This window comes from Paraplanobispora siamensis, from assembly GCF_016863175.1.
GTDB lineage: Bacteria > Actinomycetota > Actinomycetes > Streptosporangiales > Streptosporangiaceae > Planobispora > Planobispora siamensis.
The window spans coordinates 1-16,237 of record NZ_BOOJ01000051.1; the positions used below are offsets into that span (position 1 = coordinate 1).

General features: G+C 71.2%; 16 protein-coding genes. 4 read left to right on the forward strand and 12 right to left on the reverse strand.

What is annotated here, in order from left to right:
- The first annotated feature begins 329 nt into the window (after positions 1-329).
- The 3 genes from pflB (at position 330) to Psi01_RS28540 (ending at position 4,045) form a co-directional block, all read left to right on the forward strand.
- The gene (pflB, locus tag Psi01_RS28530; protein WP_373872517.1) at positions 330-2,591 is read left to right on the forward strand and encodes a formate C-acetyltransferase; all 2,262 of its coding nucleotides are present in this window, start codon (positions 330-332) and stop codon (positions 2,589-2,591) included.
- Positions 2,592-2,613: 22 nt separating this feature from the next.
- Positions 2,614-3,339: a pyruvate formate-lyase-activating protein gene (pflA, locus tag Psi01_RS28535; RefSeq protein ID WP_204067216.1), complete on the forward strand. Its 726-nt coding sequence runs from the start codon at positions 2,614-2,616 to the stop codon at positions 3,337-3,339.
- A gap of 82 nt (positions 3,340-3,421) precedes the next feature.
- On the forward strand, positions 3,422-4,045 hold the full coding sequence (locus tag Psi01_RS28540) for a DUF1707 SHOCT-like domain-containing protein (protein WP_204067217.1): 624 nt from the start codon (positions 3,422-3,424) through the stop codon (positions 4,043-4,045).
- Between the two features lie 72 nt (positions 4,046-4,117).
- Here Psi01_RS28540 and Psi01_RS28545 read toward each other — a convergent pair whose 3' ends face one another.
- The 6 genes from Psi01_RS28545 to Psi01_RS28570 form a co-directional block, all read right to left on the reverse strand.
- A complete protein-coding gene (locus Psi01_RS28545) occupies positions 4,118-5,272 on the reverse strand; it encodes a methyltransferase (protein WP_204067218.1) in 1,155 nt (384 codons plus the stop codon).
- A 70-nt stretch (positions 5,273-5,342) separates the two neighbouring features.
- Positions 5,343-5,756 (reverse strand): YchJ family protein, encoded by a 414-nt coding sequence (locus Psi01_RS28550; RefSeq protein ID WP_204067219.1) that lies wholly within the window; start codon positions 5,754-5,756, stop codon positions 5,343-5,345.
- Between the two features lie 188 nt (positions 5,757-5,944).
- The gene (locus Psi01_RS28555) at positions 5,945-6,787 is read right to left on the reverse strand and encodes a PHP domain-containing protein (protein WP_204067220.1); all 843 of its coding nucleotides are present in this window, start codon (positions 6,785-6,787) and stop codon (positions 5,945-5,947) included.
- Between the two features lie 52 nt (positions 6,788-6,839).
- Positions 6,840-7,376, reverse strand: a complete 537-nt coding sequence (locus tag Psi01_RS28560) for an NUDIX hydrolase family protein (RefSeq protein ID WP_204067221.1) — start codon at positions 7,374-7,376, stop codon at positions 6,840-6,842.
- 137 nt (positions 7,377-7,513) lie between these two features.
- Positions 7,514-8,458, reverse strand: coding sequence for a ribokinase (locus tag Psi01_RS28565; RefSeq protein ID WP_239128104.1), 945 nt, complete (start codon positions 8,456-8,458; stop codon positions 7,514-7,516).
- Positions 8,455-8,853: a helix-turn-helix domain-containing protein gene (locus tag Psi01_RS28570; RefSeq protein ID WP_204067222.1), complete on the reverse strand. Its 399-nt coding sequence runs from the start codon at positions 8,851-8,853 to the stop codon at positions 8,455-8,457. The genes Psi01_RS28565 and Psi01_RS28570 overlap by 4 nt, the downstream gene beginning before the upstream one ends.
- 243 nt (positions 8,854-9,096) lie before the next feature.
- Here Psi01_RS28570 and Psi01_RS28575 point away from each other — a divergent pair, with 243 nt between their 5' ends.
- Positions 9,097-9,267 (forward strand): hypothetical protein, encoded by a 171-nt coding sequence (locus Psi01_RS28575; RefSeq protein WP_204067223.1) that lies wholly within the window; start codon positions 9,097-9,099, stop codon positions 9,265-9,267.
- On the opposite strand, the gene Psi01_RS28580 is transcribed toward Psi01_RS28575, so the two are convergent.
- The 6 genes from Psi01_RS28580 to Psi01_RS28605 all read right to left on the reverse strand — a co-directional run bounded on the left by Psi01_RS28580 (position 9,259) and on the right by Psi01_RS28605 (position 15,948).
- Complete coding sequence (locus Psi01_RS28580) at positions 9,259-10,248, reverse strand: LacI family DNA-binding transcriptional regulator (protein ID WP_204067224.1); 990 nt, start codon at positions 10,246-10,248, stop codon at positions 9,259-9,261. The two genes, Psi01_RS28575 and Psi01_RS28580, sit on opposite strands and share 9 nt — an antisense overlap.
- Positions 10,239-11,399: an alpha/beta hydrolase family protein gene (locus Psi01_RS28585; protein ID WP_204067225.1), complete on the reverse strand. Its 1,161-nt coding sequence runs from the start codon at positions 11,397-11,399 to the stop codon at positions 10,239-10,241. The genes Psi01_RS28580 and Psi01_RS28585 overlap by 10 nt, the downstream gene beginning before the upstream one ends.
- 3 nt (positions 11,400-11,402) lie before the next feature.
- Complete coding sequence (locus tag Psi01_RS28590) at positions 11,403-12,689, reverse strand: Gfo/Idh/MocA family protein (protein WP_204067226.1); 1,287 nt, start codon at positions 12,687-12,689, stop codon at positions 11,403-11,405.
- 115 nt (positions 12,690-12,804) lie between these two features.
- Entirely contained in the window at positions 12,805-14,076 is a 1,272-nt protein-coding gene (locus tag Psi01_RS28595) for an ABC transporter substrate-binding protein (RefSeq protein ID WP_204067227.1), read from the reverse strand.
- Positions 14,077-14,123: 47 nt separating this feature from the next.
- Positions 14,124-14,987: a carbohydrate ABC transporter permease gene (locus tag Psi01_RS28600; RefSeq protein WP_204067228.1), complete on the reverse strand. Its 864-nt coding sequence runs from the start codon at positions 14,985-14,987 to the stop codon at positions 14,124-14,126.
- Positions 14,971-15,948 (reverse strand): carbohydrate ABC transporter permease, encoded by a 978-nt coding sequence (locus Psi01_RS28605; RefSeq protein ID WP_204067229.1) that lies wholly within the window; start codon positions 15,946-15,948, stop codon positions 14,971-14,973. The genes Psi01_RS28600 and Psi01_RS28605 overlap by 17 nt, the downstream gene beginning before the upstream one ends.
- Between the last annotated feature and the right edge of the window lie 289 nt (positions 15,949-16,237).

The window sequence follows — 16,237 nt, forward strand, 5'->3', positions numbered from 1 at the left end:
CTCGTCGAAGAGCAGTTCGTCCTTGTTGGAAGGGGTCAGCCGTTTGAGGGCCAGCTCGGGCTTGTGCAGGATGACCTGCCGGAGCCGGCCGACCTCGGAGTCGACGTGGAAGCTCATGTCCGTTCCTCGATCGGTAGGGGGCGGGCTGTCAGGGGACCGACACCGCTGCAACCGGCACTATCCCCCGCCCACCGGCTCCGACACCCCCGCCCCGCCCACCGGCCCGAGGCTGGGGACCAAAGTCCTCCGCTCCGGTGACCTCGGCCTCAGATGATCGCGCGGCGTCCAGCCGAAAATGAAAGTACACACACCGCACGGGAGGTCGAATAATGAGCACCACGCTTGAAACCGGTCAGATGGCGCTGGACGGTGCCTGGCGAGGGTTCCACCGGGGCGTCTGGTGCTCGGCGATCGACGTGCGGGACTTCATCCGGGCCAACTACACGCCCTACACCGGGGACGACGCCTTCCTCGCCGGGCCCACGCCGCGCACGCTCGCCGTCTGGAACCGCCTGACCGCCATGTTCCCCGAGGAGCGCCGGCGCGGGATCCACGACGTGGACGCCTCGACCCCCTCATCGATCACCTCGCACGCCCCCGGTTACATCGACCGGGAGAACGAGCTGATCGTCGGCCTGCAGACCGACGCGCCCCTGAAGCGGGCGATCATGCCCAACGGCGGGCTGCGGATGGTGGAGAACGGCCTGGCCGCCTACGGGTACACGATCGACCCGCAGGTCAAGGAGATCTTCACCAAGTACCGCAAGACGCACAACGCCGCCGTCTTCGACGCCTACACCCCGCGCGTCCGCGCCGCCCGCCGCTCGCACATCATCACCGGCCTGCCCGACGCGTACGGCCGCGGCCGGATCATCGGCGACTACCGGCGCGTTGCCCTTTACGGCGTAGATCAGCTCATCGCCGCCAAGAAGGCCGAGCTGGCCACGCTGGCCGACGTGCCCTCGCTCGAGGACGTGATCCGCGACCGCGAGGAGCTGTCCGAGCAGATCCGCGCGCTGGGCGAGCTGAAGCAGATGGCCGCCTCCTACGGCTTCGACGTCTCCCGGCCCGCCGCGACGGCCCGGGAGGCGATCCAGTGGCTGTACTTCGGCTATCTCGCGGCCGTCAAGGAGCAGAACGGCGCCGCCATGTCGCTGGGCCGTACCTCCACCTTCCTGGACGTCTATCTCCAGCGCGACCTCGACGAGGGTGTGATCGACGAGACCCGCGCCCAGGAACTGGTCGACGACTTCGTGATCAAGCTGCGGATCGTGCGGTTCCTGCGCACCCCGGAGTACGACGAGCTGTTCTCCGGCGACCCGACCTGGGTCACCGAGTCGATCGGCGGCATCGGCTCCGACGGCCGCCCGCTGGTCACCCGTACCAGCTTCCGCTTCCTGCAGACCCTCTACAACCTCGGCCCCGCTCCCGAGCCCAACCTGACGGTGCTGTGGTCGCCCGACCTGCCCGAGGGGTTCAAGCGCTTCTGCGCCAGGGTCTCGATCGAGACCAGCTCGATCCAGTACGAGAACGACGAGCTGATGCGGCCGGTGTACGGCGACGACACCGCCATCGCCTGCTGCGTCTCGGCCGCGCCCGTGGGACGGCAGATGCAGTTCTTCGGCGCCCGGGTCAACCTGGCCAAGACCCTGCTGTACGCGATCAACGGCGGCCGTGACGAGATCACCGGCGAGCAGGTCGGCCCGGCGCTGCCGCCCGTGACCGGCGAGTACCTCTCCTACGAGGAGGTCGCCGCGGCCATGGACCGGATGATGGACTGGCTGGCCGAGACCTACGTCGACGCGCTGAACGTCATCCACTACATGCACGACAAGTACGCCTACGAGCGCATCGAGATGGCGCTGCACGACTATCCGGTCAAGCGCACCCTGGCCTGCGGCATCGCCGGCCTGTCGGTGGCCGCCGACAGCCTGTCGGCCATCAGGTACGGCGGCGTGCGGGTCATCCGGGACGAGACCGGCCTGGCGGTCGACTACGTCGTCGAGGACGACTACCCCGCCTACGGCAACGACGACGACCGGGCCGACGCCATCGCGGTGGAGCTGGTGCGGAGCTTCATGGAGAAGATCCGCAAGTATCCGTCCTACCGCGGCGCCGAGCACACCCAGTCGGTGCTGACCATCACCTCCAACGTGGTGTACGGCAAGCACACCGGCAACACCCCCGACGGCCGCCGGACGGGCGAGCCCTTCGCCCCGGGCGCCAACCCGATGAACGGCCGCGACCGGCACGGCATGGTCGCCTCGGCGCTGTCGGTGGCCAAGCTCCCCTACGAGCAGGCCAGGGACGGCATCTCGCTCACCAACACGGTGACGCCGGCCGGGCTCGGCCGTACCGCCGAGGAGCGCATCGGCAACCTCGCCGGTCTGCTGGACGGCTACTTCGACGGCGGCGGCTTCCACATGAACGTCAACGTCCTCAACCGCGACATCCTGCTCGACGCGATGGACAACCCCGACAAGTACCCTCAGCTCACCATCCGGGTCTCCGGATACGCGGTCAACTTCGTCCGCCTGACCAGGGAGCAGCAGCTCGATGTCGTCAACCGCACCTTCCACGGCTCGCTCTGAGGCCGGCCTCGTGAAGGACCCCGTGACCGGCTCCGTCCACTCCTGGGACATCTCCACGGGAGTGGACGGGCCGGGCACCCGCTTCGTGGTCTTCACCGCCGGATGCCCGCTGCGCTGCCTGTACTGCCACAACCCCGACACCTGGCAGCAGCGCCGCGGCACCCCGACCACCGTCGACGAGCTCGTGACCCGCGCCGCGCGTTACCGGCGCTTCATCGAGGTGGCGGGCGGCGGGGTGACCATCAGCGGCGGCGAGCCCCTCCAGCAGCCGGCCTTCACCGGCGAGTTCCTGCGCCGCTGCCGCGAGATGGGCCTGCACACGGCGCTGGACACCTCCGGCTTCCTCGGCCACCGCGCCACCGACGCGATGCTCGCCGACGCCGACCTGGTCCTGCTGGACATCAAGTCCTGGGACCCGCAGATCTACCGGCGCGTCACCGGCAACGACCTGGCGCCCACCCTGCGCTTCGCGCGCCGCCTGGCGGAGCTGGAGCGCCCCACCTGGGTGCGGTTCGTCCTGGTGCCCGGCCTGACCGACCAGGAGGAGAACGTCGACGGGCTGGCGGCGTTCGTGGCCACGCTGCCCAACGTCGAGCACGTCGACGTCCTGCCGTACCACCGGATGGCCGAGGGCAAGTACGCCAAGCTGGGGCTGCGCTATCCGCTGCCCGACGTCGAGCCGCCGGACGCCGCTCTGCTGGAGCGCGTGCACGCGCAGTTCCGCGCCCACGGCCTCGACAGCCGCTGAACCCTCTCCCCGCCGTCCTCGGGATCGGCCGATCGCGTACGGCGGGCTGGTCACGCGGGGCGGCCGATCATAAACTGCGGCTGTGACCGATCAGGGGATGCTCCGGGCCGGTGACCGCGACCGCGAACGGATCGCCGAGATGTTACGCCTCGCCGTGGGCGAGGGCCGCATCAGCGTCGACGAGCTGACCGAACGGCTCGACCGCGTCTACGGAGCGCGCACCTTCGGCGAGCTGGACGCCGTCGTCGCCGACCTGCCGGAGGCCGCCGGAGGGCTGTCCCGCCCGGCCGCACCGCCGGTTTCCCGCTCCCATTCGTCCGCGCCGGGCTCCCAGCCGGCCCTCCCGGGCGACGTCCTGCGGCTCCACACCCGCGGCACGCGGGCCATCCGGCAGGTCGGGCGCTGGACCGTCCCCCGGCAGATCATCGTCGACTGCACCTGGCGCACCGCGGTCATCGACTTCAGGCAGGCGGCCTGCCCGCACCGCGAGGTGGACATGAGGGTGGAGTGCCACTCGCCGTTCGGCGACGTCATCATCCGGGTCCCGATCGGCTGGCAGGTCGTCTCCGAGGAGATGACCTCCGGCGGGTGGGTACGGCTCCTGCGCGTCCACAACCGGCCGCCCGAGCCCCTGGGGCCCGACGGCGTCGTGGTGCGATTGTCGGGTCACATCAGCGGCGACGTCTGGGTCCGCTACCGCCGCTGAGCCGCGTCGCCATCCGTCCTCCGCCCGCCGTCTGCCGGCCGCCGTCCTCCGCCTTCCGTCTGCCGGCCGCCGTCAGCGTCTGACGGCCCGCAGGACCACGAACTTCGGGTCGCTGGCGACGACCTCGCAGTTGCCGAAGATCCGGCGCAGCTTCACGTGATAGCCCAGGTGCCGGTTGCCGATGACCCACAGCTCCCCGCCGCGGCGCAGCGCGGCGCGCGAGCCGGTGAACATCCGCCAGGCCGTCGTGTCGCTCGTCGCCCGGTGCGTGTGGAAGGGCGGGTTGTTCAGCACCAGGTCGACCGTCCCGGCCGGCACGTCCGACATGCCGTCGCCCACCAGGAAGCCGGCCTTCGTCCCCGGCGCGGCGTTCGCCTCGAACGTGGCCCGCGCCGAGGCCACCGCCTGGTGGGACTCGTCGACGAACGTCACCTCGGCCTCGCCGTTGATCAGCGCCGCGGCCGTTCCGACCACCCCGTTGCCGCAGCCGAGGTCCACGATGCGCTCGGGCCCGCGGCTGTCGGGGAGGTTGCGCAGGAAGAACCTGGTGCCGACGTCGAGGCGGTCGGCGCAGAAGACGCCCGCGTGGTTGACGACGGTCCGGCCGGAGACCACCCCGACGTCGTCGGGCAGGGCGTAGCTGCGCGGCCACGGGCTGGGGGTCCGCGGGATCGCCGGATCTGGCGAGCAGAAGATGAGCCGCGCCTTGCGCTCCGCCAGCGAGGTCCTGGTCGGCCCGAGGACGCGCTCGAACAGCTTGAGCGTCGAGGTGTGGATCTCGGTGACCATCCCCGTCCCGACCACCAGGGTGCCCTCGTACACCCCGGGCGCCAGCCGGCGCAGCTGGTCCTCCAGGAAGGCCAGGCTCTTGGGCACCCGCACCAGCAGCACCCCGATGCGCTCCGGCGGCGTGTCCAGGGCCGACAGCAGCCGTACCGCCTCCGCGTCGATCCCGTTGCGCTTCAGGTTCGCCCGGGTCGCCTGCTGGGTGAGGAAGGAGTCGGTGACCTGCACGGGACGGCGCCCGGAGAGCGCGGTGACCAGGGCGCCCCAGCGGTCTCCCAGCACGACCACCTCACCCGGCGGATCGGCCGCCTGCCCGCCCATTCCTTCGAGGTGCCGCAGGAGGTATTCGTCGGCGGCGTCCCAGGCACGGAGCTGGTCACGGGGGTCGTCGGGGAAGCGGGCGAGGTCGAACTCACCGGTCGGCGCTGTCAGACGGTTCATCGTGCCCTCAGGCTAGCCGAGTCCCCCGCGGCCTCCCGCCCGGCTACCGGGTGTCGCCACGAGGGGCGCGTCAGAGCGCCCCGGCGTAGACCCACCGGCCCTCGTGGCGGACGAAACGGCTGTTCTCATCCATCAGACCGGCGTTGCCCCGCTCGACGTAGTGGGCCCGGAAGCGGACCGTGCCCTCGGTGTGGAAGGCGCTCCCGCCGGTGGTCTCCAGGACCTCCAGGCGCACCCACCGCACGGTCCCGTCGAGGTCGACGCGCGGCGGACGCGTGGCCGGGTGCCAGGTGCGCAGGAGGTACTGCTCGTCGCCGACGCTGAACGCGCTGAAGCGCGAGCGCATGAGCAGCTCCGCCGTGGTCGCGGCGGCCTCCCCGCGGTGCAGCCGCCCGCAGCAGTCCCGGTAGGGGGCGGGCAGCCCGCACGGGCAGGAGCCGGTGGCCGCGGGCGAGGTCCGGGGTCGTGATCCGCGTCGGGACATGCCCCTCATTGTGCCCGCCCAGCTCACCACCGGATGCGGCGGGAGCCCTCTCGGCACCGCGTCCCTCCTGCACCGCGTCCCTCCTGCACCGCGTCCCTCCTGCACCGCGTCCCTCCACCAGCACCGCGTCCCCCGGCGTCCCGGCGTCCCGGCGTCCCGGCGTCCCGGCGCTTGGAGTATCCCCGGGTTCAGGTGATCGGGGAGGCGCCCGTGGCGGCGGCGACGATCCGTTCGTACTCCTGTGGGGCGGTGGTCTCGCAGCCCAGCCGGTGGCCGGTCAGATCGCCGTGGTCGTCGCTGGAGCCGGTGACGGCCAGCCCGAGATCACCGGCCAGCCCCCGCAGGTCCGCCCGGGCCGCGGCGTCGTGGTCGGGGTGGTCGACCTCCACCCCGGTCAGGCCCGCCTGCGCCAGCTCGGCGATCCACTCGTCCGGGACGGTCCTGCCCCGCTCGACCGCCTTGGGATGGGCCAGCACCGCCGCTCCCCCGGCCGCCCGCGCCAGCCGTACGGCCCGCGCGGGATCCGGGGCGTAGCGCCGGACGTGGGCCCGGCCGCCGGAGCCGATCCACTCGGGGGTGAACGCGTCGGCGGGCCGTTCGACCACGCCCAGCTCGGCCAGGACCCGCGCGATGTGCGGGCGCCCGACCACGCCGCCGCCCGCGACCTGCGCCACCCGCTCCATCGTGATCGGCACGCCCAGCTCGGCCAGCCGCTCCACCATGGCCCGCGCCCGGTCCTCGCGGCCGCCCCGGATCATGGCGCGCTCACGCGCCAGCTCCGGCTCCTCCGGGTCGAACAGGTAGACCAGCAGGTGGACGCTCATCCCGTCCCGGCGGCAGGACAGCTCCATGCCCGGCACCAGCGTCAGGCCGCCCTCCAGGGCCCCGGCCGCCGCCCGGTGACCGGCCGTGGTGTCGTGGTCGGTCAGCGCCAGCACGTCCAGACCCGCCGTCCGTGCCCGCCGGACCACCTCCTCCGGCGGGCACGTCCCGTCCGAGGCGTCACTGTGACTGTGGAGATCGATGCGCACGGTCCCATCCTGGCGGGCGGAGCCGCGCGACGCGTCACCGGGGCGACGACCGTCAGGTGAGGCAGCCCACGTGCGCGAGGGCCTGCTTCAGCAGGACGCCCTGACCGCCGGCCATCTCCTGCTGCACCATCGGCGAGGCCGCCTCCTCCGGCGTGAACCACACCAGGTCGAGGGCGTCCTGACGCGGGCGGCAGTCCCCGGCGACGGGGACGACGTAGGCCAGGGACACCGCGTGCTGGCGCGGGTCGTGGTACGGCGTGACGCCCTTCGTCGGGAAGTACTCCGCGATGGTGAACGGCTGCGGGGAGGCCGGGACGTGGGGCAGGGCCACGGGACCCAGGTCCTTCTCCAGGTGGCGCAGGAGCGCGTCGCGGACCCGCTCGTGGTGGAGCACGCGCCCGGACACCAGGGCGCGGCTGACCGTCCCGTCGGACGCGATGCGCAGCAGCAGGCCGACGTGGGTGACCGATCCGGTGTCATCGACCCGGACCGGCACCGCGTCGATGTAGAGGATCGGCATCCGTGCGCGCGTCAGTTCCAGCTCGTCCGGAGATAGCCAGCCGGGCGTAGTTTCGGTCATTTCGGTCATTCGTCAATCGTACTTCCCGGCACCCCCGGAGAAGTGATCATCCCCCCAAGTCGGGGCGGTCGAATGGCCGTACGTCGTGAACGGCAGCCCGCCCGGCGATCTCCGCGGCCACCGTACGGGCCCGGTCCACTCGGCGATCACGAGTCCCGATCCGTCCCGGCGATCTGCGCGGCCGTCGGGTAGGAGTCCTGGGCGCCGGCCCGGCCCACCGCGTACGACCCGACGCGTACGGCGAAGCGCGCCGCCCGCGCCAGCGGCTCCCCCTCCGCCAGGCGCCACGCGAGCGCCGCGGTGAAGGCGTCCCCCGCCCCCGTGGTGTCCACCGCCTCCACGCGCGGGGCGGGGGCCCGCGTGACGGCGTGCGCGTCCGCGACCACCGCGCCCAGCGGTCCGAGGGTCAGCGCCACGGACCGGTACCCGGCCTCCAGCAGCGCGCGGGCCCACTCCTCCGGCTCCTCGCTCACCGGTCCGCCGGGGGCGGAGGGGCCGTCCAGCAGCGCCGCGGCCTCGTGCTCGTTGACGACCAGCGGGTCCACGGCCTGCCGCAGGTCCCCGGCGAGCGGTCCGGGCGGCGACTGGTTGAGCAGGCAGCGCACGCCCGCCGAGCGCGCGGTCCGGATGGCGGCGAGCACGGCGTCGTCGGGCACCTCGCGCACCACCGACACCACCCGCGAGGCCGCGATGAGCGACCGGGCCGCGAGCACGTCGTCCTCGCCCAGGCGGGCGTTGGCCCCGGGGGCGACGATGATCGAGTTGTCACCGCCCGGCTGCACCAGCACGACGGCCAGGCCGGTGGGGTCCGCGTCCCGGCGCAACGCCGACAGGTCCACTCCGGCCGACTCCAGGGAACGGCGCAGCAGCTCGCCGTACGGGTCCCCGCCGATCCGGGCCACCAGAGCGGCCCGGGCTCCCAGCCTGGCCGCGGCCACGGCCTGGTTGGCGCCCTTTCCTCCCGGATATACGGCCAGGCCGGACCCGAGGACCGTCTCGCCCCTGCCGGGCACCCGCGTGACGTCCATGACCAGGTCGGCGTTGGCCGACCCCACCACGGTCAGATGCGGCCCGATCCCGGCGCCCGTCACCGGAGCCTTCCGACGCCCGTCACGCTGTCCCGCCCCCGCCCCGCCTCGGCCCGTCTTCCACGGTCATCCAGGCTAGGTCGCCGACCGGATCCAGGCCAGTACGGCCAGCACGCGCCTTTGTCGTCCGGGTCGGACTCCAGGTCCAGTTTGGTGAAGATGGCCGCGATGTGACCCTCGATCGTCTCGACGCCGAGGTGCAGCCGGCGGCCGATGGCCCGGTCGGAGCGGCCCTCGGCCATCAGGGTGAGGACCGAGCGCTCCCGCCCGGTCAGCCGGTCCAGAGGGGAGGCGGCCTTGCGGCGGGCGAACAGCCGGCTGATGATCTCACCGTCGATGACCGACTCGCCCTCGATCACCCGGGTGAGGGCGTCACGGATCGCGGCGGCTTCGTCCACCCAGTCCTCCAGCAGGCATCCGACCCCGCGCGGCCCGATCTCCAGCAGCCGTTGCCCGTAGGCGGTCTCCGCGTAGGTGGACCACCAGCACGCCCGGGTACGGACGGGCGGCCCGCAGCTCGGCCGCGCCCGTCAGGCCCTCGTCGGTGAAGGTCGGCGGCATGCGGATGCCGAGGATGACCGCGTCGGGCAGCTGGCCGTCATCGAAGCCGCCACCCGCGCCCTTCGATCGGGACGCCCCACGTGCCCCAGGCCGGCCTGCGGACCTCGCTGGAGCCGGCCCGGGCCGCCCGCCAGGCGGCCCAGGGCCCGTCTCCCCACCCGGCGCCTCCCGAACTGGCCGAGGCCGTCCTCGACGCCGCCGTCAGCCCCGATCCCCGGGCACCCGCCGATGAGCCGGAGCCGTCACGGTGAACGCCGCGCGCCGGTGGACTCGCGTACCACGAGGTTGGTCTCCAGCCGGGCCAGGGTGGCGATCCCGGACTCCCCCGCGCTGACGGCCGCCAGCAGCAGGTCCACCGCCATCCGGCCGGCGGCCGCGGTCGGCATCGTGATCGTCGTCAGCTTCGGCCGGTTCAGCCTGCCGGGCAGGCTGTCGTCCACGCCGATGACGCTCAGGTCCTCCGGCACGCACAGGCCCTGCTTGCGCAGGCCCTCGATCAGGCCCAGCGCGACCAGGTCGTTGTAGCAGAGCACGCCGGTCACCCCGGCCCCGGCGACCGTCTCGGCCGCCGCGAGCCCGCCCTGCTCGGTCGGCCCGGCCGGTCGCAGGACCGTCAGCTCCACACCGGCCTCGGCCGCGGCGGCGGTGGCGGCGGCCTGCATCTCCTCGCTCGTCCACGAGCCGCTCGGCCCGGGCAGCAGCGCCAGCCGCCGGTGCCCCAGCGTCGCCAGGTGGGCGATCCCGGCCCGCACTCCCTGGCCCACGTCCATCAGCACCGTGGCCGACCCCTTCACCCGGCGGTTGACCACCACGAAGGGCACCTGCACCCCCAGTCGCTCGATCACCCGGTTGGACAGGCGCGGGCTGCACAGCAGCACCCCGTCCACCTGCTTGCACAGGGTCTCGATCAGCTCCTGCTCCAGCAGCGGGTCCTCGTCGGTGTCGGCCACGAACACGTGGTAGTCGCGCTCGCGCGCCTGCGCCTGGGCCGCCTTGATCAGCGGGGGGAAGAACGGGTTGGCGATGTCGGCCACGATCAGGCCGAGGTTGTGGGTACGGCCCGTCGTCAGCGCCCGCGCCGCCCGGTTCGGCCGGTATCCCAGCCCCTCGGCCACCGCCAGCACCCGGTTGCGCGTCCGCACGCTCACCAGGTGCGGCGAGGAGAACGTCCGCGACACCGTCGAGACGTGGACGCCCGACTCCCTGGCCACGTCCCTGATGGTCACCGCCATCGTGCGCCTCCGTCCTCCGTCACGTGGCGGGTGAGCCAGCCGAAGACCTGTTCCTGGGCCGTGAGGCCGAACTCGTGTCCCGCCGGGGCGAACACGCCCGTGTAGCCCTGCGGGTATCCCCGGTAGTGCCCGGTGATCGTCTCGTGGGCGCGCCGCATGCCGGCCGGCGGGAGGATCGGGTCGTGCTCGCCGTACCAGACCAGCAGCGGCCGGGGGGCGGTGCAGGCCACCAGGTCGGGCAGGTCGCACAGCCGGGACAGGCCCGGCGGGTACAGCATCCAGGTGTGGCCGGCGACGTAGCCGTCCAGCATGTCCCGGTAGGAGGAGATCATCGCGATCACCGCGACCGCCGACAGGTCCGGGTCGAAGGCCCCGAGCAGGGCCGCGCGCAGGCCGCCGCCCGACAGCCCGGCGCAGCCGACGGGACCGGTGTCCGGGCGCGAGCGCAGGTAGGCGGCCGCGGCCAGGTCCTCCCCCGCCACCACACCCGCGTAGGAGGTGCCGAGCACGGTGCAGTACTTGGCCAGCACGTGCTCGTGGTGGGCGGCCGCCACGTCGTAACGGTCCGCCTCACCGGGCGCCGCCGCAGCACCGTCCGGGGCGGCGGGCCCGGGAAGGCAGGCGAGGGCGGAGGGGGGCATGTCGGCCAGGGGGAACCTGCGACTGCCCCAGCCCAGGGCGTCGGGCACCAGTACGGTGAATCCGCGCAGGGCCAGTTCCCCCGCCCACGCCCGGCCGCCGTAGAGCGTGGTCCGCAGTCTTCTCACCTCGGCGGACGGGGCGTCCGGGCCGTCGGCGATCTTCTCCTTGCCCGCCCGCTTCATCCCGGCGTGGCAGTGCAGCGCCAGGACGCCCGGCAGCACCGCCTCGCCCGCCTCCCGGGGACGCAGTACGTAGGCGCGGGTCCGGGGGCCGAAGCCGACGTCCCAGGAGACCTCCTGCCCCGACAGCCCGCCCGAGGTCCAGGTCCGCTCGGTGCGCACGTCCGCGGCGGTCAGCTCCAGCACGCCCAGCACGTCGCGGGCCTGCTCGCGCAGGCGCGGGCCGGGCCGGGGGAACAGCCCGCGCTGCGCGGCGGCGATCCCGGCGAGGTCGGAGAACTCGCCGAGATGCCGCAGGGAGCGCGGGCCGGTTTCGCAATCCGAGGGCACGGCTCAGCTGTCCGCCATGCGGGTGCCGCCGTCGACCAGGTGGATCGGGCGGCCGGTGCGGATCGACTCGTTGGCCGAGGCGCCCACCATGACGCTGCGGATGCCGTCGAGATAGCCGGCCTGCCGGGCCAGCGGGTCGCCGTCCGGGCCGCGGAACACGTCGTTCAGCAGCAGCCGGTCACCGCCGCCGTGGCCGCCGGCGCCCTGCTCGATCGGGACCTCCTGCGGCTCCTTCCAGTGCTGGTGCAGCACGAGCTTCTCCCAGGCGCCCGTCGCGTGCTCCTTGGAGGCGGCGGTCGGGTCGATCGCGGCGTGCGGCGGCGTCCAGGCGCGCTCGCACACCTCCAGCTCGATCCGCCCGCCGGTGCCGTTGAACACGACCCGGTAGCCCTCGTAGGGCGCGTGCGCGTTGAGCGAGTAGGTGAGCAGGGCCCGGTTGTCGTAGCGGACCAGGACCGCCATGTTGTCCTCGATGGTGACGCCCTCGGCGAAGACGTCCTGGTCGCGGATGTAGCCGTCCTCGTGCTCGGCGTCCAGGTACAGGCGCTTGAGCCGCGGGTCGGCGGAGATGTCCAGGATGAACGGGTCACCGCCGAGGCCGGGCGCGCCCTGGCCGCGCTCGGGCCGGGTCTCCAGGCCGCGGGCCCGGGCGTTCTCGGCGCCGTAGAAGCGCAGGTCGCCCTGGGCGTACACGCTCTGCGCCGCCGCGGCCAGCCACCAGTTGACCAGGTCGAAGTGGTGGGTGGACTTGTGCACCAGCAGGCCGCCGGAGTTGACCTTGTCGCGGTGCCAGCGGCGGAAGTAGTCGGCGCCGTGGATGGTGTCCAGCGCCCAGTCGAAGTGCACGGAGGTGACCTCGCCGATCGCGCCCTCCATGATGAGGCGGCGCACGGCGGAGTTGCGGGGCGAGTAGCGGTAGTTGAAGGTGACGATCAGGGAGCCGGCGCTCCGCTCCGCCGCGGCGGCGATCGCGGCGCAGCTCTCTGCGTCGATCGTCAGCGGCTTCTCGACGATGACGCGCTTGCCCGCGTCCAGCGCCGTGACGACGTAGTGGGCGTGCGTGGCGTCCACGGTGGCCACGACCACCGCGTCGCACAGGTCGAGCATCTTCTCGAAGTCGTCCGGCGCGAAGCACGGGACGTCCTGGCCGATCCGCTCGACGTAGTAGTCCATACGCGTGCGGTTGGTGTCGCACAGGGCGACGACGGTGCCGGTGTCGCGCCAGTCGCCGAGCAGCGCGTCCACGTACATCTGGGCGCGGTGGCCGAGCCCGACGAATGCGTATCTCATTCCTTCTCCCCGATGGTGTGCTGCCGTACGGCCCGAGCGCTCCAGAACGGGCCGTACGGCGGGCGTGAGGGTGTCTCCCGCGGACGGGCGACTTTGAAAAGCCCCGGGAGAGGCCCTAGCCGGCGATGGCGGCGTTGGCGTCCGCGAGGAGCTGGGTGGCCGCCTCGTCAGGGCTCTGCTGGCCGGAGGTCACGGCCTCGGAGTAGCGCCGGATGATGTCCTCCATCTTGCCGCCGCCCTTCGGGGGCACGACGACCTGGTCGAGGTCGCCCTTGATGGAGTCGATGAAGGTCAGGGTCTGCTGGTCGGCCGGCGGGAGCTTGTCCTTGATGGCCGCCAGGACCTTGCTGTTGATCGGCAGGCCGCGGTCGCTGAGCAGGATGGCGCCGGCCTCGGGGTCGTTGAGCAGGAAGTCGACGAACTTCTGGGCCTCGGCCGGGTGCTCGGTCTTGCTGGAGATCGTCCAGTGCATGGCCGGCTGCAGGAACAGCCCCGACTTCTGGGCGTCCGGCAGCTTGGGCAGGCGGAGCAGGGTCAGCTCCTGGCCCGAGGACTTGGTCATGGCGCCGAGCTGGTTGGTCCACCACATCCCGAACCCGCCGGTGTTGGTCGCGATCAGCGACTGCTCCTGGCCGGCGGCGGCGACCTCGGCCATCTTGGCGGCGTCGGGCGAGCCCTTGGTCTTGATCAGCTTGTCGAAGTTCGCCCACCAGGCCTTGAGGGTCTCGGGGGTGATGCCGATCTTGCCGTTGTTGTAGAACTGCTCCCCCCGCTGCGCGGCGAAGATGGTCAGGTAGGCGGGGTTGAAGGTGTACTCGGTGCCGTAGACCGAGCCGCCGCCGCCCTTGCTGATCTTCGAGGAGAGCTCGATGTAGTCGTCCCACGTCCAGGTCGCGTCGTCGGGCATCTTCTCGCCCGCCTTCTCGATGGTGGCCTTGTTGGCGAGCATCGCGAAGACGTTGACGCCGGTGGGCAGGGCGTACTGCTTGCCCTCCACCTGGCCGGAGGGCAGCACGCCCTGGTCGAGGTCGGCGGTGTTGACCTTGCCGGAGAGGTCGGCGAGGGCGCCGCGGCCGGCGTACTCCGACAGGCCCCGGATCTCGAGGGTCATCACGTCCGGCGCGTCGTTGGCCGCGACCTTGGTGGCCAGCGACTCGTAGTAGCTCGCCCAGTCGGAGAACTCGCCGACCACGTCGATGTCCGGGTTCTTCTTCTCAAACAGGGCGATGGCCTGCTCGGTGAGCTTCTGCCGGGAGTCGGCGCCCCAGTAGGAGAAGCGGAGCTTGACCTTGCCGTCGGCGGCTTCGCCGTCCCCGCCGCCGCTGCCGCACGCCGTCAGGGTGAGAGCCGCCACCGCGAGCGCGGCGACCGTCTTGAGAGAGCGCATCTCTCGTCCTTCCTCTTTAGCTTTTCTCAGGGGGTTGAAGAGGACTGCTACTTGAGACCCGTGGTGGCCATACCGCGGATCAGGTACTTCTGGCCGGCCAGGAAGAATCCGAAGATCGGCCCGAGGGCGATGATCGACATGGCGAACATCGGACCCCACGACGACTCACCGCTGGAGTCCAGGAAGCTTCGCAGCGCCACCGGGACGGTGAAGTTGTCGGGGTTGTTCAGGTAGAGGAGCTGGCTGAAGAAGTCGTTCCAGGTCCAGATGAAGGTGAAGATCGCCGTGGTGGTCAGCGCCGGGGTGCACAGCGGGAGGATGACGCGGAAGAACGTGCGCCAGTATCCGGCGCCGTCGATCGCGGCGGCCTCGTCGAGCTCCCGCGGCAGCGTCCTGATGAACTGCACCATCAGGAAGATGAAGAACGAGTCGTGGGCCAGGAACTTCGGCAGGATCAGCGGCCAGATCGTGTTGATCATGTCCAGCTGGGAGAACATGATGTACTGCGGCACGATCACCACGTGCAGCGGCAGCATGATCGTGCCGAGCATGAGCGCGAACCACAGCTTCTTCAGCGGGAAGTTCAGCCGGGCGAAGGAGTAGGCCGCCAGCGAGCACGCCGCCAGGTTGCCGACGACCGACAGCACCGTGATGAGCGCCGAGTTCCACAGGTAGTAGCTGAAGGGGTGCGCGAGCGCGTTCCAACCCTCCAGGTAGTTGTCGAGGGTGATCTCGCTGGGGATCAGGCCCGGCTCCCGGAAGATCAGTTCCTCCGGCTTGAGCGAGCTGGAGATCATCCACAGCAGCGGGTAGAGCATGACCAGGCCGAAGCCGATCAGCATCAGGTGCTTGGCACCCCTGGTGACGCGGCGCCGGTACAGGACCGGATTCCGGCTACTTACTGTCGCCATAGAAGACCCAATACTTGGACGCGAGGAAGTTGATCCCGGTCAGACCGGCGATGATGACCACGAGCACCCAGGCCAGCGCCGAGGCGTAGCCCATCTCGTAGTCCTTGAACCCCTTGGTGTAGAGGTAGAGCGTGTAGAAGAGCGTGGAGTCGGTCGGGCCGCCGGTGCCGTTGCTGACGATGAACGACTGGGTGAACGACTGGAACGACTTGATGATCTCCAGCACGAGGTTGAAGAAGATGATCGGCGTGAGCAGCGGCAGCGTGATCGCCTTGAACTGCTGGACGGTGCCGGCGCCGTCGATCGAGGCGGCCTCGTAGTAGCTGCTGGGGATCTGCCGCAGACCGGCCAGGAAGATGACCATCGGGGCGCCGAACGTCCACACGTGCAGCAGGATCAGGGTGCTCAGCGCGGTGTCGGGGTCGTTGACGTAGCTGGTGCCCTCGATGCCGAAGACGCCGAGGATCGCGTTGATCAGGCCGTTGGCGCCGAAGATCTTCCGCCAGAGGATGGCGATCGCGACGCTGCCGCCGAGCAGTGACGGCAAGTAGTAAATCGACCGGTAGAACGACAGACCGCGCAGGCCGCGGTCGAGCAGCAGCGCCAGGGCGAGGGCGAAGGCGAGCTGGAGCGGGACCGACACGACCACGTAGATCGCGGTCACCTTCAGCGAGGTCCAGAAGCGCGGATCTTCAGTGAACAGCTTGACGTAGTTGTCCAGCCCGACCCACTTGGCCTCCTCCAGGAGGCTGTAGTCGGTGAAGGACAGATAGAACGACGCGACGATCGGCCCGATCGTGATCAGGAACAGGCCGATGAACCAGGGCACGAGGAACAGGTGGGCCGCCCACGCCTCACGGCGGGAACGGAGGGACGGCTGGGGACGCCCGCGCCCGCGCTTGACGGCGGGAGCGGGGGCGGGAGCCGCGGCCTCAGGCTTCAGCGACAGCGAATCAACCACGGCGCGACCCCTGGGCGGGTCGGCGCCGGACACGCGGTGATTCAGTCGTCATCACGGGACCTCCCGGTGAGACGTGATTGGATGGCGCTTTCCTATAGGTCCCGGAAAGTTACGTCAACCCTTTGCATGCGTTACCTAGCTGTTACCGATATATCGCTCACGGCGTTTGTCCAGCTGAAACCGGTAATGACAGATGTCCGTCAGGTAAACAATTTCGTGAGTATGACTTCGTTGCTACAAGCGGTTGCAGAACCAACGGGCGATACATCGAATCATGGGATGAATGGGC

What these genes read in the sequence shown, in the direction of transcription:
- pflB (WP_373872517.1), top strand. Translation starts at nt 330, where the DNA reads ATGAGCACCACGCTTGAAACCGGTCAGATGGCGCTGGACGGTGCCTGG.
- Psi01_RS28545 (WP_204067218.1), bottom strand. Translation starts at nt 5,272, where the DNA reads ATGAACCGTCTGACAGCGCCGACCGGTGAGTTCGACCTCGCCCGCTTC.
- Psi01_RS28550 (WP_204067219.1), bottom strand. Translation starts at nt 5,756, where the DNA reads ATGTCCCGACGCGGATCACGACCCCGGACCTCGCCCGCGGCCACCGGC.
- Psi01_RS28560 (WP_204067221.1), bottom strand. Translation starts at nt 7,376, where the DNA reads ATGACCGAAATGACCGAAACTACGCCCGGCTGGCTATCTCCGGACGAG.
- Psi01_RS28580 (WP_204067224.1), bottom strand. Translation starts at nt 10,248, where the DNA reads ATGGCGGTGACCATCAGGGACGTGGCCAGGGAGTCGGGCGTCCACGTC.
- Psi01_RS28590 (WP_204067226.1), bottom strand. Translation starts at nt 12,689, where the DNA reads ATGAGATACGCATTCGTCGGGCTCGGCCACCGCGCCCAGATGTACGTG.
- Psi01_RS28595 (WP_204067227.1), bottom strand. Translation starts at nt 14,076, where the DNA reads ATGCGCTCTCTCAAGACGGTCGCCGCGCTCGCGGTGGCGGCTCTCACC.
- Psi01_RS28600 (WP_204067228.1), bottom strand. Translation starts at nt 14,987, where the DNA reads ATGGCGACAGTAAGTAGCCGGAATCCGGTCCTGTACCGGCGCCGCGTC.